Source organism: Thermodesulfovibrio thiophilus DSM 17215, from assembly GCF_000423865.1.
GTDB classification, from domain to species: domain Bacteria; phylum Nitrospirota; class Thermodesulfovibrionia; order Thermodesulfovibrionales; family Thermodesulfovibrionaceae; genus Thermodesulfovibrio; species Thermodesulfovibrio thiophilus.
The window spans coordinates 241,762-260,816 of record NZ_AUIU01000011.1 but is presented as its reverse complement, the minus strand read 5'-3'; the positions used below and the strand labels follow the sequence as shown (position 1 = coordinate 260,816).

The following is a 19,055-nucleotide window of genomic DNA, read 5'->3' as shown; positions in this document are numbered from 1 at the left end:
ATTGATTGGCAGTGGATAACTTTATTTCCAGAAAAAAACAATCTAATACCTTTAAAATTGAATAATATCCTGCTCAGGGATAACAATCTGTATTGTTGTTCCTTCTCCAACCTCGCTTTTCATGTCAAGCTGCCATCCATGAGCTAAAACAAGATGCTTCACTATAGCCAGCCCAAGACCTGTTCCGCCAAGCTGTCTTGATCGAGCCTGGTCAACTCTGTAAAACCTCTCTCCTATCCTTTGAAGATGTTCTTTTGAAATTCCAATTCCTGTATCTTCAACAGAAATAATGCCTTTACTGTTTTTCGTAAAAAATACTACTTTTACAAATCCCTTTTCGGTGAACTTTATTCCATTATCTACAAGATTTATCATTATCTGCATCAATCTATGCTTGTCAGCTTGAATTATTGTTCTTGGTGGAATATCTTTTTGAAGGTGAATATCTTTTTTATCAGCCTTATCTCCTAAGATTTGGAATACAGAATTTACAATCTCATCAAGTAAAATCTCCTTCTTTTCAATTTTTATATCTCCAAACTCAATCCTGGAAAGCGTTAAAAGGTCTTCCACAAGAGCAGTTAATCTGTCCGCCTGATTTTTTATGATTTCAATAAATTTTTTAGAATTCTCTCTGTCATCAATTGCTCCATCAAGAAGTGTCTCCGCATAGCCTTTTATAGCAGTAACAGGAGTTTTAAGTTCATGAGAAACATTGGCAACAAAATCTCTTCTCACATTTTCCAGTTGTTTAAGACGGGTTATATCATGAAGCAGAATTATTAAAAACAAAATCTTATCTTCTGAATTAACCACAGGCATTGCTTTAGCAAGAAGATAAATATCTTTTCCTCCTTTTTTAACTGTAATTTCTGCTGTCAAATCTTCTTTTTTACTCATTGATAAACTTATAAGATTAATCAAGTCTATGTTTCTAACAATTTCAATTACCTGTTTACCTTCAGGAGATTCATCTATTTTTAAAATATCCTTAACGCTTTGATTAGCAAGCATTATATATCCCTTAGGATCAATAATAAGAAGCCCTTCTGTTATGGATTTTAGAATTGTCTCAAAACTCTGGGATGATTTTACTGTTGAAAAGTCATATAATTGCTCTTCTTGTTTTAAATTTTCTAATTTTGAAGAAAGCGTTCGAATTTTACCAGTCAGTATGAAAATGATAAGAATTAAGAGAACTATAACAAAAATGAAAAGTTCCATTTAATATTGAGCCTCTATAAAATAACCAACTCCTCGAAGTGTTTTTATATACTCTGGATTATCCGGATCATTTTCTATTTTTAATCTTAATCTTCTTATATGAACATCTACAGTTCTGGAATCTACATATATATCCTGTCCCCAAACAGCATCAAGCAGATGGTCTCTATTAAAAATCTTGTTAGGTCTCTCAGCAAGATACAAAAGAAGTTTGAATTCAGTTGCAGAAAGTCTTTTGAGTTGATCATTTACTGTTACTAAATATTTTTCTTTGTCAATTATTAAATTTTTTATTTTTATAATCTGCTTATTAGATGTCTCAGATTTAGTTCGTCTCATAACAGCTTTAACTCTTGCGATAAGTTCCCTGGGGCTGAATGGCTTTGTAATATAGTCATCCGCTCCCATCTCAAGTCCTGAAATCTTATCAGCCTCCTCTCCCTTTGCTGTCACAATTATAATGCCAGTACTTATAAATTTTGAATCATTTTTTATAAGCTTACAAATCTCCATTCCATGAATTTTGGGCAACATAAGATCAAGAATCACAAGATCATAAAAACTCTCTTTAAGCTTCTTTAAAGCTTCTTCACCATCAAGAGCTATTACAACATCATAATTTTCTTTTTTTAGACTATAGGCAATAAGCTGGGCAATCTCGTTTTCGTCTTCAACAACCAAAATTTTTTTATTCATAAAACAATTTTTTAATGTCTTCAATATTAACTTCAAAATTTATCTTCATTTTTCCAATATCTTCTGGAATAACCATTCGAATTTTTCCTTCAATGTTCTTTTTGTCAATCAAAATTGTTTTTATCATTGCTGATATATCAACAATAGAAGGCATATCAACAGGTAATCCAAAATTTTTTATTGTATCTTTTATGCTCTGATAATTTTCCTTGCTTAAAAAACCAAGCAGATTTGAAAGCCTTGCCTCATAAATCATTCCTATTGATATTGCTTCTCCATGCAGATAAGACCCATAACCTGTAAGAGTCTCTATAGCATGCCCGACTGTGTGTCCATAGTTAAGAATTGCCCTGAGCGAGCTTTCTCGTTCATCCTTTGATACAACCTCTGCCTTTATTTCACAAGACCTTTTAATTATTGCTATAAGTATATTTTCATCTTTTTTCAATATTTTTTCTTTATTCGTCTTAATAAATTCAAAAAAATCTCTATCCCATATAATTCCATATTTTATAATCTCAGCAACTCCTGATATAAACTCTCTTTCAGGAAGACTGTGAAGTGTATCCACATCAATCCAGACCAGAGATGGTTGCCAGAATGTTCCTATCAAATTTTTACCAAGAGGATGATTAACTCCTGTTTTACCTCCTACAGAACTGTCAACCTGAGCGAGCAGTGTAGTAGGAATTTGAATATAAGAAATACCTCTCATATAAACAGAAGCAACAAAAGCTGTGATATCTCCAATCACTCCTCCTCCAAGTGCAATAAGACAGGAACGTCTATCAAACCCGAGTTCAAGAAGTTGAGTAAGAATATGATAAGCCCAGAAGTAGTCCTTATATGTTTCTCCATCTGGAATCAAAATTAAATAAGGATCAAAGCCTTCATTTTTCAGAGATGAAACGAGTTTATTCCCGTAAAGTTCTGCAACAGTTGGATTGCTTATTATCCCTATCTTACTACCTGTAGAAAATCTGAGCAATCTTTCACCAATAAGATGTAGATTGTCTCTATTAATCAGAATCTCGTAACTACGTTCACGTAGCTCTACTCTGAGCTTTTCCATCAATTAACCTCTCGTATTCTTTAATTATTTTATCTGCCACCTCTTCTGGAGTTAATCCATCTGTATTAATAGAAAAATCAGCTTTCTCATAAAAAGGCATTCGCTTTTTTATAAGTGCTCTTATCCTTTGTTCTGGATTTTCAACCTGAAGAAGAGGTCTGTTCTTGCACTGTCTCACTCTCTTAAAGATAACATTTTCTGGAGCAGTCAGGCAAAAAACTACTCCGCTTGCCTTAAGCTGTGCCATATTTTCTTCTCTTAAAACTGCACCACCTCCTGTGGCAATTACCTGCCTTTTTTTCTTAGTTATTAGTTTGATGATCTCTGTTTCAAAATCTCTGAATCTAGGCTCTCCAAATCTTGTAAAAATTTCAGATATTTTCATTCCTAAAATTTTTTCTATTAATTCATCAATATCCACAAAGATAAAATTAAGCTTTTTTGCCAGAATCTGACCTACGGATGTTTTACCTGTGCCCATAAAGCCTATAAGGATAATGTTTTTTATCTTAGCCATGTTAAAATTATTATACTTATAATGAAACGTCAAAATAAACGGTTCAAAATCAACTTCATTATTTCACTGCTCTCAATCATGTCACTTCTGTTTTGTTCAGTAACATGTGCACAAAAAGAAAAAGATTATTACAAGGTTATCGAAATACACGATGGAGATACTGTAACCGTTGTTACAAATTCTTTTTTGGGAATTTTTGCTAAAACTGAACGAATCCGTCTTATTGGAATTGATGCGCCTGAACTCGGACAGAAACCATGGGGAAGAAAAGCAAAAGATCATCTAAAAAAATTGATTGAAGAAAGCGATTGGCAGGTAAAAGTTGAGCTCGATATTCAACACAGGGATAAATATGGAAGGACTCTTGCTTATCTATGGGACAAAAAGGGAAGGATGATTAATTACATGATGGTAAGAGATGGTTTTGCTTTAATCTATACAATACCACCAAATGTCAAATACGTTGAATGGTTTATAGAAGCACAAAAACTCGCAAGACAGGAAAAGAAAGGAATATGGAGAAAAGATGGACTTGAAGAAAAACCTTCAGAATGGAGGAAAAAAAATCCCCGCCATTAATAACGTTTTGCCATCAAAAATTTTATTATAAAAATATATTTTGCTGTATGCTCCTTTTATAGTGTTATTTTTATAATCTTATCAAGAATATGAATTGTATCAACAAATCTTACAATCCTCTGATAAGATTCGATAACAAGTGAATGAGTTCTGGCACCTCCACCAAAAAACCTTACACCATTGAGTAAGTCTCCCTTTGTCACTCCTGTTGCAACAAAAATTATATCATCACTTGGAACAAGGTCATCTAGAGTATAAACTTTATCCTCACTTATATCCATACCATATTTTATAGCTCTTTTTTTCTCTTCTTCATTTCTCCATCTAATTCTTGCCTGCATTTCTCCACCAAGACATTTAACCGCTGCTGCTGCAAGAACACCTTCCGGAGCTCCGCCAATTCCCATAAGAGCATGTATACCGGTTCCTTCCACTGTTGCTGCAATTGAGGGTGTAATATCTCCATCTGATATTAATTTTATTCTTGCACCTGCTGTGCGGATTTCTTTTATTAAATTTTCATGCCGTGGTCTGTCAAGGACTACCACTACAAGATCATCTATATCTCGTCCAAGTGCTTTAGCAAGAGCTTCGAGATTTTCTTTTACAGGTCTACGGATATCTACCATACCTTTTGCCTGAGGTCTTACAACGAGCTTTTCCATGTAAGTGTCAGGGCAGTAAAGAAGCCCATTTTTTTCTGTCACTGCCATAACAGTAAGAGCATTAGGTATGCCTGTTGCACATAAATTCGTTCCCTCAAGAGGGTCAACTGCTATATCAACCTCAGGACCTGTTCCATTCCCAACTTCTTCACCAATATAAAGCATAGGAGCTTCATCTCTTTCACCCTCTCCTATGACTATCCGTCCTCTAATTGGCACATCATTCAATGCATTGCGCATTGCTGTTACAGCAGCCTGATCAGCTTCTTTTCTGTTTCCTTTGCCCATAAGTCTTGCTGATGCAATTGCAGCAAGTTCACATACCCTTAAAATGGGTGGAGTTAAGGAACTGTTCATTTTAATCTCCTCCTATAATTTTTTTACGATTATAAAACATATAAAATAATTTTTTACTTTTTGAAAATCTAAAATCCCCAAAAAGCATGAACACCTAAAAACTATATTATTTTTTGTTCTTTCATACTAAAATATCTTCCATTTCCTATGATTACATGGTCTAAAAGAGCAATTTCAAGTATGTCAGATGCTTTTTTCAGTTTTTTTGTTATTTCTATATCCTGTTCACTTGGAGAAGGATCTCCACTAGGATGATTATGAACAACCACAAGAGCATAGGCAGACTCTTTTACAGCATCTTTAAAAATTTCTCTTGGATGAACCACTGCCTGTGTCAGAATACCTTCAGCAATTTTTATTTCTCTTATCAGTTTAAGTTTTGTATTTAATAAAAGCGTTATAAACACTTCTTTTTTTAATCCATGAAGTTTAGGGAAAAAGTAATCATAAACTATCCGAGCTGAGTTGAAGGTCTTTTCCTCTACTGTTTGAGATAGCACTCTCCGTCCAAGTTCAAAAGATGCTTTAATCTGAGCAATCTTTGCTTTACCAACTCCTTTAAAAGATTGAAGCTCTTTCATTGATGCCTCTTCAATGCCTTTTAAACCACCAAATTTATTAAGAAGTTCTACTGCTGTGTCAATAACAGTTTTACCATTTGAGCCTGTTCTTAATATTATAGCCAGCAACTGAGCATCAGAGAGATTTTGAGTACCCTCTTTGAGAAGTCTCTCTCGCGGTCTTTCAGTTTCTGGCCATTCTTTCAAAGACTTCATTTAATAGGAGCTCCTGGATCAACCTCTCTATCAAGAGTAAGGATGGAGATTGTTCCATCTATCCCTGTTGCTGCAAGAAGCATTCCCTGAGACTCTACTCCCATGAGTTTTGCTGGTTTTAGATTACTTAAAACAACTATAAACCTGCCAACAAGCTCCTCAGGAGTATATAACTTCCCGATTCCTGCAACAATCTGTCTTTCTTCACCTATATCAACAATAAGTTTAATTAGTTTTTCTGAACCTTTCACTCTTTCTGCTGAGAGTACTTTCCCAACTTTTAGCTTTATTTTCATAAAATCTTCAATGCCAATAAGCTCTTCCACTTTGTCCTCCATAGCTTTAATTTTAACATCAATGCCTTGATTTTCTTTTGTTTCTATTCTTGGAAAAATCTGTTCAACTTTTTTTGTTTTTATATCTTTACATTGAAAATACCACTTAAGCATCTTATTGTCAAATTTATATAAGTTTAATCCTAACGCATTCCAGATTTTATGTGATGTATCAGGCATGAATGGATATAAATAAACTGTTATAACTCTTAAGGAGTTCCAGATATTAAAAAGTACATTCTGAAGCTTGTCTGGTGTAGTTTTAGCTAGTTTCCATGGTTCTGTCTGTGCAATATAGTTGTTAGTAAGAGCAATCATTTCCCAGATTTTTTCAAGCAAAATATTGAACCTAAACTCATCCCATAATTTTTCATCGTTGATCTCCTCTATTAGTTGACTAGCTTTCATTGTAAAATCTTCTTCCATCCATTGAGGTTGAAGCTTACCGTCAAGGTATTTTTCATTCATCACGAGAAAACGATTAACCAGATTACCTAAATCATTTGCAAGATCATTATTTATTCTTCGTATTAAGGCTTCTTCAGAAAAATCTCCATCAACTCCAAAAGAAACCTCGCGAAAGAGAAAATATCTAAAAGCATCTACTCCATATTTTTTTATTATTTCAAATGGATTCACCACATTACCAAGAGATTTTGACATCTTTGCTCCCTGAACAGTCCACCATCCATGAGCAAAGATATTTCGAGGAAGAGACAAATTTAAAGCCATAAGCATCGTTGACCAGTAAACCGCATGAGTTATCAAAATGTCCTTGCCAATTAAATGATGGTCAGGAGGCCACCATTGAATATTAGATGGAGCAAGATATTTTAAAGCTGAATAGTAGTTAACAAGCGCATCAAACCATACATAGGTTGTATAGTTTCTATCAAATGGGAGAGGAATTCCCCATGAAAGCCTTTGAGCAGGACGGGAGATACAGAGATCACCAAGAGGTTTATTTTTAAGGAATGATAAAACTTCATTCTTTCTTGTTTCAGGTAATATGTAATCTGGGTTTTTTTCAATATGTTCGATTAATTTATCCTGATATCCTGACATTAAGAAAAAATAGTTTTCTTCTTCAATGCGCTCAACATCCCTGCCGCAGTCAGGACATTTGCCTTCTATTAAATCCTTGTCAGTCCAGAATCTTTCACATGGCGTGCAATACATTCCTGAATATGTTCTCTTTTCAATCTTGCCTTTATCATAAAGTTTTTGCAGGATTTCCTGAACTGTTTTTTTATGGTGTTCATCAGTGGTTCTGATAAAAGCGTCATTTTTTATATTCAATGCTCGCCATAATTCTCTGAAGTTTTCAACCATAATATCTGCATGCTCTTTTGGAGACCTTCCGAACTGTTTAGCAGCCCTTTCTACCTTTTGTCCGTGCTCATCTGTTCCTGTTAGAAAAAATACATATTCTCCTTTTAGTCTCTTATAGCGTGCAAGTATGTCTGCGGCAATTGTTGTATAGGCATGTCCTATATGTGGAATATCATTAACATAGTAAATTGGCGTTGTAATATAAAATCCTTTATTTTTTTGATTCATCTTTCTCCTTTCCTTCAGAAGATTCATCCCCGACTTCATCATCGGTTTCTTTAATAATAAAAGATAATTTCTTTACTTCAGGCTCTTTCTCTTCTTGCGTAATAATTTCTTCATCCTGAACGATATCATCTACCTCACCAGAATATTCATGTCTGAGACAGCATTTCAATCTTCCACAAACACCGGAGAGTTTAGAGACATTTAGCACAATTTCCTGATCTTTAGCCATTTTTAAAGATATAGGTTTGAAAAAACTTAAGAATTTTTTACAGCATATTTCCAATCCACATATACCAATTCCACCCAGAAATTTTGCCTCATCACGAACCCCTATCTGTCGCATCTCTATTCTTGTTTTAAATCTGGAAGCAAGGTCTTTAACAAGCTCTCTGAAATCAATTCTGCCCTCTGATGTAAAATAAAAAATAATTCTTTTTCTATCAAGAGCAGCCTCAACCACCAGAAGCTTCATTGGCAACTGTCTTTCTCTAATTCTTTCAAGGCAGAAGTCCCAAGCTTCTTTTTCTAAAGAAAGATTTTTCTCAAATGCTTCAAAATCTTCCTGAGTTGCCTTCCTGATCACTGGTTTAGATGAGTTTTCATCAGAAGTTGCAGTTTTTAACACATGCCCCAAAGTTACACAAAAATCACCTTCTACAACAACAGGATCCCCTTTTTTTAGCTCTTCTCCAAGGTTGTTCAAATAACAATAAACTTTACCAAATGGACGAATCCTTACATATGCTATGTTATTCACCTTTGATAATCTCCCTTACTGATTTAATTTCATAGCTTCTGCTTATTTAAAGAAGAACTCGCAATTAAACTATGAATTCGACTAACCAGATAATTCCACAGTATTGATTTATTTAAATTTAAATCTATATTTTTTCTGATACTCTGTAACTCCTCATATAATTCAAGAATTTCTTCTGCTGTAATGTTCTTCTTTAGTTTAAAATCTAAATGTAAAATAGGGCAACAATCTGAATCAATCTGCTTTAATGGTTCAACATTCTTTAAAATTTTAACCAGCGAATCTCTAAGAAAAATGCATAAAAAATCAATCCACCACTTTATCTCTTCATTATCTTTCCATACAGACTTCTTATTTCTTTCTTCTACATTTTTTAATGTAGCAGCAAACCATTGTATATCTTTTAATATGTCCTTTGATATTAAAAGTCCGGGTCTTCCCATTACAATTCTGATTAGATTCTCCTTATCAGGATTATCAGGTATAAACTTTTTTATGGTATCAATTGAAAGAGGTTTAAAATAAACTTTAAAACATCTTGAAACCAATGGTTCTGGTAAAGTGTGCATGTTCTCACATATAAGAATAATTATAGTATTTAATGGCGGTTCTTCAACAGTTTTTAAAAATGCATTTGCCGCAGCCTGATTCATTTTGTTAGCCTGTTTCATGATGACAACTTTATATTTACCCTCAAGTGGCTGAAAAGACACAAATTCTTCGATTTCTCTTATATTGTTTACAGTAATTATATCTTTCTCAGGAGCTAAAACCTTAACATCTGGATGTAATCCAGACTCTATTTTCGTACAGGATAGGCATATACCACAGGAGTCATAGTCATTTTCAGGATTTAAGCAGTTAAGAGATTTAGCATAAGCAATAGCAGTTGAAGTTTTGCCAATATATGGATCGCCTATAAAAATGAAAGCATTAGGAATTTTTTTTGTTATTAATGTTCCTTTAAGTAGTTTTATCGCTTTGTCCTGCGATTCAATTCTATGGAAACTCATATTACAAGTGAAATCTTAATTTAATTGTTTTATATATTTCCTCTGCTAATTCTATTTGAGATTTAGTAGCATCCAGAATAAAAAATCTTTCAGGCTCAATTTCTGCAAGTTTTAAATAACCTTCTCTTACCCTGTCATGAAAAGCTAAGTCTTCCAGCTCAAATCTGTCTGTCTTATTAATTTGCTGATTCCTTTTAAGTCCTATAATTACAGGTAAATCTAATAGAATTGTCAAATCAGGCTTGAATTCATTAAAAAGGATTCTATTTAGTTCTTTAATTATATCAATTGAGACACCTCTTGCATAACCCTGATAAGCAACAGTTGAATCCGTAAATCTATCACAAATTACAATAAAACCTGTTTCAAGATAAGGTTTTATTTTTTCATTAACATGTTGAACTCTGTCTGCAAAATAAAGAATAAGTTCACATAAAGGATTTATATTAATTTCTGGTTCAAGAAGAATGTTTCTAATTTTCTGACCAACGTCTGTATCTCCTGGCTCATAGGTTGTTAAAACTTTCAATCCTTGTTTTTTAAGTCTTTCTCCAAGTAGTTTTATCTGTGTAGTTTTACCTGAACCTTCTATACCTTCAAAGGTTATAAATATACCTTTATCCATTTATCAGTTCATTTTTTAAAATTTTAAGAAGCCTGCAAACTCTTTCAGAGCTTGAAATGTCAAGAGAACCCATTCCACAGGATGGAGTAATGAGTGAGTTTTTAAGAATTATAGGAATTCCTCTTGAAATTTCCTCAATTTTTGTTAATGCCTGTTTTATTATCTCTTCATCACTCAAAGAATTTAAATCATCTGTTGTAGGAATAAAGCCCCACGCAACAAAACCCCCCATTTTAAGAAAATCAGAAAGCTGTTCTTTATAAATCTTCAAAAAATCAAAAAAGAAAAAAGCATCAAAGCTTAAAATATCTATCCCAAGTGATAATATTTCTTTCCAGTCAGTTCTTCCACAACAATGTAGTCCAACTGTAACTCCAAGAGATTTAATAAATGAAACAAGTTCTCCAATCAATCTCATTGATTCAGACTGCTCAACAGAAATATAAGCAGAAGTCCCAACAGCCTGAAGTATTGGTTCATCAATGAAAATAATTATTTTTTCAGCAAATTTTCTTAAAAATTCAATCTGCCATTTAGTTTTGGATTTTAAATGCATTAATGAAACTTCACGAAGAGTCTCGTCAAAATAAATAAGTTTGCCCTCTTCGTCTTTGAGAGTAAGTGTAAATGTCATGGGACCTGTAATCTGTCCTTTAAAAAACTTCAATTTTTTACCATTTAACAGTTTTTCCATGCTGTAAAGCCCAGCAGCATACTCAACACTAACAGGCGAGACAACTCCATCATAGTATGTGCTTAACCATTCATTAATCTGTTCTTCATCTTTTTTCAAAAAAACTCTTCCTGGTTCATTAACTATCCCTGGTAAGCCCTCAGAAAACTGAGCAATCATTTGCTCATTCTGAGAATACTTCGGCATCTGAGGCCAGAAAGGAATATCAAAATGTTTAAAAATGAATTCACAGGCAGCGAAAGGCTCAGTATGAGGCATGCTACCTATTCCTGTGGTGCTGAATGGTTCAAAGGACATGATTACTCCCTTGAGCTGAGTTTTTTTAAGATATCAGGAAAGTCTTTTGTAAAATCAGGGAAAACTCTTTTTAAATATAATTTAATTGCTTTAATTTCAAGATTGAGTTCACCAATTTTATCTACCTTTTTGTTCATCTCATCAAACTTTTCCGAAATTATTTTAATTTCAGATTCTATCAGAGCAATCTTTTCTTTTAAACTTATCAAATCTTTCATCGGTTTTCCCTCTTATTTGTTTCTTCTTTGAGCTCTCATTTTTTTGCGTAGTTTGCTGTATTTGTGTTTTTTTATCTTTTTCTTTCTCCATTTAAGAACATTTCCCACTCGTGTCACCTCCTTTGAGATTTTATGGTTTCTATAAAAGCTTCTATCCAGAGTTCATTTACTGTAGAATTTGCTCCGTCATAGGCAAGCGAGATCACAGGTATATTGTAGTCCCTCTGAATAAATCTTAAAAATGCAGTAACAATAGCACCAGGCATGCATCCAAAAGGCATGGTATTTATAATACCCCTGGCACCTCTTTTTATTAAATCCATAGTTTTTCCAACACTCAAAATAGTTTCTCCTTCAAAAGTATCAGGAACATATGGTGAAGCAAGCTTAAATAATTCCTCTGTAGAGGGTTCTTTTAAAAAATTAATTACTTCTCTGAATTCTGAAAAGAAAGTTTTCTCCACCCTCCACTGGAAAAATCTATTAACAAGAATTTTTATAATAGCAGATTTATCCTTTTTTATCAAGGCTTTTCTTAGTGCGATTCTGTTTATATAGTGTATCCACTCCTCAATTGGAGGAAGATACACCTCCGCACCAAGTGCTTCAAGCCTTTTTATCAGGTTTTCATTTGAAAAAGCATGAGATCTGACAAATATTTCACCAACAATTCCAATAAGTGGTTTTCTATCTCTGTATTTTGGTATATTTTCAAAATCTCTTCGCATATTTTTCAATAAAATCCCCATAGTTCCATTTCTACTTTTTAAAGCTTCATAAATTTTTACAAGATAATGTTCATATAGTGCCTCTGTTTCACCTGTATTTTTTTCATACGGTCTTATCTGAAGCAATAATTTACCTAGCAAATCAAAAGCAACCAGTCCCTGCCACGCTTTAAGAGAAAAATCTCCGCCTGCAATATTTAAGTCTTTATAAAACTGTGTATCCTGCTGAGGCGAATAAACAGGAACATTTTCAAAGCCCAATTTTTTCAGGATCATTCTATGAGATATATTATACTGACCAAATCTGCATGGACCTGACCCAGAAGGCATAAAAAATGCTGCCTTTTCAGGAATAAAATCTGATGAATATACAACTTTCAACATGTCTCCAAGTGTTACAACATAGGGGAAACATTCCCCTCCAGATATATGCTTTTTCCCCAGTTCAATGGATCTTTTATCCGAATGTGGCATTACCTCTGCATCAATTCCGCAGTAATTGAATGCAGCTTTTAAAGCAAAAGCATGGTCAGTCATTCTTGGAATGTATACTGTTCTGTTAGATAGCGCTGAAGTAACAGAACTTTTCAGAATTAAAGGAAGAAATGCTTTTCTGTTTTTGTCCTCTCTTTTCTGTCTGCTTCCAATACTATCAATGAATGCTTCAAGTCTCGTAATAATTCCTGCATCTGCACTGTGTTCATCAATCTCAAGAATAAGAGAAGGATAGTTCGACATTTCTTCTTTGAAATAATTTATTATGAATGAATCCGGTCCGCAGGAGAAATTTGTAATGAAAACAGGATAAATTTGACCTAATTTATATATCAGTCTTGAAGCTTTTATTATTCTCTGTCCTGAACGCCAGTATAAGTTATTCCAGTCTTCTTTTATTTTTATATTATCAAGTGGAAGCATATCCATTGGAATAGGCAAAACATTCAATTTTGTGAGTTTGCCCGAAATATCAAGGCTTACTGCCTGATCAAATGAGTTATATGATCTACCAAGCAGGACAACTGTTGCTGACTGACCTAATTTTTTATTCTTTACAGTCTCAAGAAGCTTTAGCCCTTCTTTCTGTAGCTGAGCAACAAATTCCTGTTGTTTTTCTCTGGCAATAGCTATTTTACTCTCGATATCTTTTAGTTTAACAATCCCTTTAAAAACTCTGGAAAGCTCCTCTTTTAAATATTTCATTCCTCTTGAAAAATCGATTCTTGGTTCAACAATTTGGACATTTTTAAACAATTCTCTGCTTACATAAGGAATTGTCTGAACAATAGGACACGCAAGACCTCTTTTATACTCATCATAAAGATTAAGATTTATAAAGCTCGGTATGCATATTAAATCAACATTTTGCTCAATTAAATGAGCTATATGCCCATAAGCTACTTTAAGAGGAAAGCATGCTTCAGAGAGAACTTTTTCAACTCCCTTACTGATTATTTCCTTATTGGTTTTACCCGACACTACTACATTAAACCCAAGTTCCCACAGAAGAGTACTCCAGAAAGGAAGCTGGTCATGGAAAAAAAATATATATGGAATTCCAATTATTGGCGCTTTTCTGTCTCTATATTTTTCCTCATACTCCATATGAGCGTTCCAGAGAAGCTTTTCTCTCACCCTTACCGGATCTGAAAGAGTTGCTTTTATATCCTTTTTTTCATATTTCTCACATCTACCACCATAAAAAAGATGATTTTCCTCTCCATCAACTTTCACTCTATTTATCTCACAGTAATTTGCACAACCCCTGCATTCAAAAGATGATATACTGTACGCTCTCTTTTTTATTTCAAACCCTTTGAATTTCGTTATTTTTCCGTCCTTCATCACATCTCTGGCAATCAAAGCTGCTCCGATGGCCCCCATAACCTCATGATTTGGAGGAACTATGAATTCAAAATTATGTCCGATTCTTGAAATTAAAAAATTTTTAAATGCTGTAATAACAGCCTTATTGAAAGCAACCCCTCCCTGAAAGAATATCTTTTTCCCAATAGATTTTCCCGCAACAACCCTGTTTATATAGTTTTCAACTATGCTGTAACAGAGTCCTGCAACAATATCTTCCTTTTTAGCACCTTTGTGAAGATTTATTACAAGAGAGTTCTCCATAAATACTGTACATCTTTCACCAAGCCTGCATGGTTTAAGAGACCTGAAAGCAAGTGTCTGAAATTCATCAAGAGTTATTCCGAGTTTATCAGCCTGCTCTTCAATAAAAGAACCAGTTCCTGCTGCACATGCTTTATTCATCTCAAAATCGATTATTTCGCCATCCTTAAGACGTATATATTTCGAATCCTGTCCTCCAATTTCAAAAATCGTATCAACACTCTGATCATAATTGATCGCTCCGTAGGCATGGGCAGTAATTTCGTTTTTAACAATATCAGCTCCGACAAAATCAGCAATCATATATCTTCCTGAACCTGTAACTCCTACTCCTTTTATCTGAATCTCTAAAATTTCTTTATTTATCTCATCAAGCCCTCTCTTAACTGCATCAATAGGTTTCCCCAATGTTGGAAGATATTTTTTTATTATAAGATTGCCTTCTTCATCGATTAGAACAATATTTGTGCTAACAGAACCAACATCTATCCCCAGATAGGCATTAACTGGACAGATGCCATTGGAATGAGACAAAGTCATAAATGAAATTTTATCATCAAAAATCTCATCTTCATTTTTTAAGGGTGGTAAACCATACTCAATTTCTGCCTTTATATTAGCAAGTTTTTCAATCATCTCCTCACTTAGATAAACATTTTCAGTTTTTGACTTCAATGCTGCACCAATAGCTCCAGTAACTTCAAAATTATCAGGGATTAAAATTTCATCAACTCCAAGAACATTCTTAAATGCTTTTATCATTCCTTTATTTGCTGCAACTCCACCCTGAAAGGCAATAACTGGTTCAATAATTCTTCCTTTAAACATTGTTGCTTTAAAATTTCTTGCAAGAGCAAAGCATAGTCCTGCAATAATATCTTCTATTGGCGTAGCAATCTGCTGAAGATGAATCATATCTGACTTTGCAAAAACACTGCATCTGCCGGCAATTTTTGAAGGTTTATCTGACTTTATTGCAAACTCGCTGAAATCCTCAATTGTAAGTCCTAAACGTTCAGCCTGTTGTTCGAGAAAAGATCCTGTTCCAGCAGCACACATGCTGTTTAAAGAAAAATCTTTTATCCTTCCACTTTTATCAAGAAATATAAGCTTTGAATCCTCTCCTCCTATTTCTATAATTGTTCTTACCTGAGGATAAAAGAAGGAAGTTGCTGTTGCCTGCGAGACTATTTCATTCACATAAGGAGCGTCAATGGTTTTTGCAATAAATCTTCCACTAACTCCTGTAAAGCATATTGTTAACTGTCTGTATTTCGATATAACATTATTTAAAATCTCAGAAGCAATCTCTGCTGGCTTTCCAAAATGTTTCAGATAGAGTTTTTCAAGAAGCCTGTCATCTCTACCAAGAATTGCTATTTTTGCTGTCTCACTACCTACATCTATGCCAAGCGAAAACTCAGAATCCATACTCATGCCATCTCTTTGTAACAAGTTCTTTTATGTTTTCATCCTGTTTAATCTCCTCAGGCCAGTCCCTCATCATCCCTTCTTCACGGGTTTTCCTTGTAGCGTCAATGCCCATTTTCCCGCCAAATCTCGGCATGCTTGAAGAATGATCAAGTTCATCAACTGGACCTTCAGCTATAATTACATCTCTGCGCCAATCAACATTATTTAAAACCTTCCATGCAGTGGTGGATAGATCCTGAACATCAACATCTTCATCAACAACAATAATAAGCTTTGAAAACATCATCTGTCCCATTCCCCAGAGTCCATGAATTATTTTTTTCCCATGTCCTGGATACTGCTTTCTTATTGAAATAATCGCAGCATTATGAAAAACACCTTCCATAGGAAGATTCATATCAATTATTTCTGGAAACTGCATCCTGAGAAGTGGTAAAAAAATTCTCTCGGTTGCTTTTCCCATATAGCAATCCTCCATAGGAGGTTTGCCAACAACTGTTGCTGGATACACAGGATTTTTTCTGTGAGTTATACAAACAACATGAAAAACCGGGAATTTATCAACAGGAGAATAAAAACCTGTATGATCACCAAAAGGACCTTCATCTCTTAATTCCTGAGGATCAATATATCCTTCCAGGACTATTTCAGCATTTGCAGGCACTTCTATATCAGATGTAATACATTTAACCATTTCAACAGAGTTTTTTCTTAAAAAGCCCGCAAAAATCATCTCATCAACTCCATAAGGAAGAGGGGCAGTAGCAGAATAAATAACTGCAGGGTCTGAACCAATTGCCACTGAAACAGGCATTATTTTACCAAGTTCCTTATATTTCCTGTAATGCATTGCACTGTCTTTATGAATATGCCAGTGCATTCCAGTAGTTTTTTCGTCATATACATGCATCCTGTACATTCCGCAGTTTTGCTTTCCAGTTTCAGGGTCACGGGTAAAAACCATTGGAAGTGTTATAAATCTTCCTCCATCAAAAGGCCATGTCTTTAAAATCGGAAGCTTGCTTAAATCTGGTTTGTTGTCTATAACTTCCTGACATGGTGCATCTTTAACTTTTTTGGGCAGATATTTAGATATCTCAATAAGTTCAAAAAATGTCTTTATTTTTTCCTTAAAACTCTTTGGTGGTGACTGATTAAACAGCTTCTCAATTCTTTTCCCCACATCATCAAGACGTTCAACTTCAAGAGCAAGACACATTCTGTCAAATGAACCGAAAATATTTGTAACAACTGGAATTGATGAACCTTTAACCTTTTCAAAATAAAGTGCCTTCCCTCCATTTAGAGATTTGCTCATCCTATCAGTAATCTCAGAAATCTCTAAAATAGGGTCAACATCAACTTTAATTTTATGAAGTAATCTCTTTTTCTCAAGAAGTTGCAAGAAATCTCTTAAATCACTGTATGGCATATAAGTTATTATCTATACTCACACTGGATTATGTCAATTCATTTTCTTTCTTAATCACTTCTAATAGAAACACCTAAAAAAAACTAAAAATCAGAATGTTTCAGTATGTGAGAAAAATGAGTTTTGTAAAGTTTACTTATTATATTCAATTGCTTTTATTATATCTTCTGGTTCTGAACCTATTTTTATTGTTTTAATCTGTAAAACCTTTTCAACATCCTGCATTTTTAAACTGTCAATAAACATATTCTCTGAATCCTTCATTGTAACATCAGGGATAAGAAGCACATCACCTGTTTCCACATAGGAAACCAATCCTTTAATTATATCTTCACCGGTTAAAAGTCCAGTTACTGTTACTGTCTCACCAAATAAGTTATTTTTTAAAGGGTAAACATCAAAAGCAATATTTTTTTTCTTGAGCTTTTCAATAAATTGAGATAAATAAGAATAAAACGAAATGCCTGTAAAGCTAACAAATCTTTTTTTAAACTTCATTGAAGGAATCTGCAATGTCATGGCTTTATCCATAAATAGAGGAACCATTCCAACCCCGTTTTCAATCTGAGGGAAGTCATCGTAAATATGTAATGCAGGAAAGTTTTGTGCTGCCTTAATATAAAACTCATCAGCAAGATAAACAAAACTAACTCCATGTTTTCTGTGAAATCTTTTTTGAAATGTCTCAACAATTTTTATAACTTCTTCTGCTTTTTCTTTAGTTACAGGTAGTAGTCCATTTTTATGATATTTTGTAAGTCCTACAGGAACAATGGCTATTGAAGATATGTACGGGTAAAGCTTATAAAGGTCTGTGATAGTCCGTTCAAGCACGCTTCCATCATTTATTCCTGGACACAATACCACCTGAGTGTGCATTCTGATTTTTATCTTTGCCAGTTTTTTAAGCTCTACCATAACAGGCAAAGCATCAAAATTTCCGATAAGACTGTTTCGTATCTCAGGGTCTGTGGCATGTACAGAAATATATAGTGGACTGAGTCTTAATTTTTTTATTCTCTCGTAATCATTTTTTGTAAGATTTGTAAGGGTTATATAGTTGCCGTAAAGAAAACTTGCTCTATAGTCCTCATCTTTAATATATAAAGATTTTCTCAATCCTTTTGGAAGCTGATCAACAAAGCAAAACAAACATCTATTCCTGCATCTTTTTATTCTAAACTGTTCTACCTGAATTCCCAGTGGCTCTTCATTTTTCTGGACAATAAAACTCATTTTATTACCATTTCTTTCTATTATAATTTTAAGAAATTCTTCATCGCCGAAGAACATTAAATCCAAAGCATCTTTAATTGGATTTCTGTTTATTGATAATATTTTATCGCCAGATTGAATTCCTGCTCTATGTGCAGGGCTTTGAGGAACTATATATTCAATCTTAGGACATGACTTTATCATCTCTGAATCTTATAAAAATATATTGAACTAATGAAGCAATGGATAGAAAACTTACCAAGAAATACCAAAACTCTGATAATGTTGGAATATCAAAGTTTGTTGAAAGAAGAATATAACCGAATATAATAACCTGTGCAGCACTACTTGTTTTACCAAGAATTGTGGGTTTTAGCATCTTCTTTTTCCTTAAATACGACTCAAGCCATCCAATTGCCACACAAACATCCCTTATAAAAACTACAGAAATAAACCATCCAGGCGCAAGTTTATTAATATAAAAAGTTATCATGATACTTATAAGAAGAAGCTTGTCTGCCAGTGGATCAAGGAAAATTCCCAGTTTTGAAGCCTGATGAAAATTTCTTGCTATAAATCCATCAAAGCTATCTGTTAATCCTGCAATGATTACAATTTTAAGTGCAAGAGAATAATCCTTTGAGTTCATAGCTATAACAAAAAATGGAACAAGGAATATGCGCACAAAAGTCAAAATATTTGGAATGGTTATTATTTTGTCATTCATTATCATA

The 19,055-nt window shown here is 33.8% G+C and carries 18 protein-coding genes; 1 reads left to right on the top strand and 17 read right to left on the bottom strand.

Annotation, left to right across the window (positions count from 1 at the left end; all coding sequences use genetic code 11):
• Positions 1 to 51: 51 nt before the first annotated feature.
• Genes G581_RS10350 through G581_RS0102490 form a run of 4 tightly spaced genes read right to left on the bottom strand, consistent with a single transcriptional unit; the run spans position 52 to position 3,509 of the window.
• On the bottom strand, positions 52 to 1,224 hold the full coding sequence (locus tag G581_RS10350) for a sensor histidine kinase (RefSeq protein WP_051178732.1): 1,173 nt from the start codon (positions 1,222 to 1,224) through the stop codon (positions 52 to 54).
• The gene (locus G581_RS0102500) at positions 1,225 to 1,920 is read right to left on the bottom strand and encodes a response regulator (RefSeq protein ID WP_028844462.1); all 696 of its coding nucleotides are present in this window, start codon (positions 1,918 to 1,920) and stop codon (positions 1,225 to 1,227) included.
• Positions 1,913 to 2,992, bottom strand: coding sequence for a 3-dehydroquinate synthase (aroB, locus tag G581_RS0102495; protein WP_028844461.1), 1,080 nt, complete (start codon positions 2,990 to 2,992; stop codon positions 1,913 to 1,915). Before aroB ends, G581_RS0102500 begins: the two co-directional genes overlap by 8 nt.
• On the bottom strand, positions 2,964 to 3,509 hold the full coding sequence (locus G581_RS0102490) for a shikimate kinase (protein ID WP_239639015.1): 546 nt from the start codon (positions 3,507 to 3,509) through the stop codon (positions 2,964 to 2,966). The genes aroB and G581_RS0102490 overlap by 29 nt, the downstream gene beginning before the upstream one ends.
• A gap of 78 nt (positions 3,510 to 3,587) precedes the next feature.
• Here G581_RS0102490 and G581_RS10345 point away from each other — a divergent pair, with 78 nt between their 5' ends.
• Complete coding sequence (locus G581_RS10345; protein ID WP_051178730.1) at positions 3,588 to 4,088, top strand: thermonuclease family protein; 501 nt, start codon at positions 3,588 to 3,590, stop codon at positions 4,086 to 4,088.
• A gap of 56 nt (positions 4,089 to 4,144) precedes the next feature.
• Here the strand turns inward: G581_RS10345 and glpX are convergent, their stop codons facing one another.
• The 13 genes from glpX to G581_RS10335 form a co-directional block, all read right to left on the bottom strand.
• Positions 4,145 to 5,110, bottom strand: coding sequence for a class II fructose-bisphosphatase (glpX, locus tag G581_RS0102480; RefSeq protein WP_156875167.1), 966 nt, complete (start codon positions 5,108 to 5,110; stop codon positions 4,145 to 4,147).
• Between the two features lie 101 nt (positions 5,111 to 5,211).
• The gene (radC, locus tag G581_RS0102475) at positions 5,212 to 5,886 is read right to left on the bottom strand and encodes a RadC family protein (RefSeq protein WP_028844458.1); all 675 of its coding nucleotides are present in this window, start codon (positions 5,884 to 5,886) and stop codon (positions 5,212 to 5,214) included.
• Positions 5,883 to 7,808: a methionine--tRNA ligase gene (gene metG / locus G581_RS0102470; protein WP_083962557.1), complete on the bottom strand. Its 1,926-nt coding sequence runs from the start codon at positions 7,806 to 7,808 to the stop codon at positions 5,883 to 5,885. The genes radC and metG overlap by 4 nt, the downstream gene beginning before the upstream one ends.
• Positions 7,765 to 8,538, bottom strand: a complete 774-nt coding sequence (locus tag G581_RS0102465; protein ID WP_028844456.1) for a PSP1 domain-containing protein — start codon at positions 8,536 to 8,538, stop codon at positions 7,765 to 7,767. Before G581_RS0102465 ends, metG begins: the two co-directional genes overlap by 44 nt.
• 29 nt (positions 8,539 to 8,567) lie before the next feature.
• On the bottom strand, positions 8,568 to 9,551 hold the full coding sequence (locus G581_RS0102460; RefSeq protein ID WP_028844455.1) for a DNA polymerase III subunit: 984 nt from the start codon (positions 9,549 to 9,551) through the stop codon (positions 8,568 to 8,570).
• Position 9,552: 1 nt separating this feature from the next.
• Positions 9,553 to 10,176 (bottom strand): dTMP kinase, encoded by a 624-nt coding sequence (gene tmk, locus G581_RS0102455; RefSeq protein WP_028844454.1) that lies wholly within the window; start codon positions 10,174 to 10,176, stop codon positions 9,553 to 9,555.
• Positions 10,169 to 11,167 carry a uroporphyrinogen decarboxylase/cobalamine-independent methonine synthase family protein gene (locus G581_RS0102450; RefSeq protein ID WP_028844453.1) on the bottom strand — a complete coding sequence of 333 codons (999 nt, stop codon included), beginning with the start codon at positions 11,165 to 11,167 and terminating at the stop codon, positions 10,169 to 10,171. The genes tmk and G581_RS0102450 overlap by 8 nt, the downstream gene beginning before the upstream one ends.
• 2 nt (positions 11,168 to 11,169) lie before the next feature.
• Positions 11,170 to 11,385 (bottom strand): hypothetical protein, encoded by a 216-nt coding sequence (locus tag G581_RS0102445; protein ID WP_028844452.1) that lies wholly within the window; start codon positions 11,383 to 11,385, stop codon positions 11,170 to 11,172.
• Positions 11,386 to 11,397: 12 nt separating this feature from the next.
• Positions 11,398 to 11,493, bottom strand: coding sequence for an AURKAIP1/COX24 domain-containing protein (locus G581_RS12415; protein ID WP_156875166.1), 96 nt, complete (start codon positions 11,491 to 11,493; stop codon positions 11,398 to 11,400).
• A gap of 5 nt (positions 11,494 to 11,498) precedes the next feature.
• Positions 11,499 to 15,671, bottom strand: a complete 4,173-nt coding sequence (locus G581_RS0102435) for an acyl-CoA dehydratase activase (protein ID WP_028844451.1) — start codon at positions 15,669 to 15,671, stop codon at positions 11,499 to 11,501.
• Entirely contained in the window at positions 15,661 to 17,106 is a 1,446-nt protein-coding gene (locus G581_RS0102430) for a menaquinone biosynthesis decarboxylase (protein WP_028844450.1), read from the bottom strand. Before G581_RS0102430 ends, G581_RS0102435 begins: the two co-directional genes overlap by 11 nt.
• Before the next feature lie 132 nt (positions 17,107 to 17,238).
• The gene (locus tag G581_RS10340; RefSeq protein ID WP_038064677.1) at positions 17,239 to 18,525 is read right to left on the bottom strand and encodes a DUF512 domain-containing protein; all 1,287 of its coding nucleotides are present in this window, start codon (positions 18,523 to 18,525) and stop codon (positions 17,239 to 17,241) included.
• Positions 18,506 to 19,048, bottom strand: a complete 543-nt coding sequence (locus G581_RS10335; protein WP_051178726.1) for a CDP-alcohol phosphatidyltransferase family protein — start codon at positions 19,046 to 19,048, stop codon at positions 18,506 to 18,508. The genes G581_RS10340 and G581_RS10335 overlap by 20 nt, the downstream gene beginning before the upstream one ends.
• Positions 19,049 to 19,055: the final 7 nt, after the last annotated feature.

Coding starts and splice junctions, on each gene's coding strand:
- metG (WP_083962557.1), bottom strand. CDS start 7,808: ATGAATCTTCTGAAGGAAAGGAGAAAGATGAATCAAAAAAATAAAGGA.
- G581_RS0102435 (WP_028844451.1), bottom strand. CDS start 15,671: ATGGATTCTGAGTTTTCGCTTGGCATAGATGTAGGTAGTGAGACAGCA.
- G581_RS10345 (WP_051178730.1), top strand. CDS start 3,588: ATGTCACTTCTGTTTTGTTCAGTAACATGTGCACAAAAAGAAAAAGAT.
- G581_RS0102500 (WP_028844462.1), bottom strand. CDS start 1,920: ATGAATAAAAAAATTTTGGTTGTTGAAGACGAAAACGAGATTGCCCAG.
- G581_RS10340 (WP_038064677.1), bottom strand. CDS start 18,525: ATGATAAAGTCATGTCCTAAGATTGAATATATAGTTCCTCAAAGCCCT.
- aroB (WP_028844461.1), bottom strand. CDS start 2,992: ATGGAAAAGCTCAGAGTAGAGCTACGTGAACGTAGTTACGAGATTCTG.
- glpX (WP_156875167.1), bottom strand. CDS start 5,110: ATGAACAGTTCCTTAACTCCACCCATTTTAAGGGTATGTGAACTTGCT.
- tmk (WP_028844454.1), bottom strand. CDS start 10,176: ATGGATAAAGGTATATTTATAACCTTTGAAGGTATAGAAGGTTCAGGT.
- G581_RS0102450 (WP_028844453.1), bottom strand. CDS start 11,167: ATGTCCTTTGAACCATTCAGCACCACAGGAATAGGTAGCATGCCTCAT.
- G581_RS0102490 (WP_239639015.1), bottom strand. CDS start 3,509: ATGGCTAAGATAAAAAACATTATCCTTATAGGCTTTATGGGCACAGGT.
- radC (WP_028844458.1), bottom strand. CDS start 5,886: ATGAAGTCTTTGAAAGAATGGCCAGAAACTGAAAGACCGCGAGAGAGA.
- G581_RS10335 (WP_051178726.1), bottom strand. CDS start 19,048: ATGAATGACAAAATAATAACCATTCCAAATATTTTGACTTTTGTGCGC.
- G581_RS10350 (WP_051178732.1), bottom strand. CDS start 1,224: ATGGAACTTTTCATTTTTGTTATAGTTCTCTTAATTCTTATCATTTTC.
- G581_RS0102430 (WP_028844450.1), bottom strand. CDS start 17,106: ATGCCATACAGTGATTTAAGAGATTTCTTGCAACTTCTTGAGAAAAAG.
- G581_RS0102445 (WP_028844452.1), bottom strand. CDS start 11,385: ATGAAAGATTTGATAAGTTTAAAAGAAAAGATTGCTCTGATAGAATCT.
- G581_RS0102460 (WP_028844455.1), bottom strand. CDS start 9,551: ATGAGTTTCCATAGAATTGAATCGCAGGACAAAGCGATAAAACTACTT.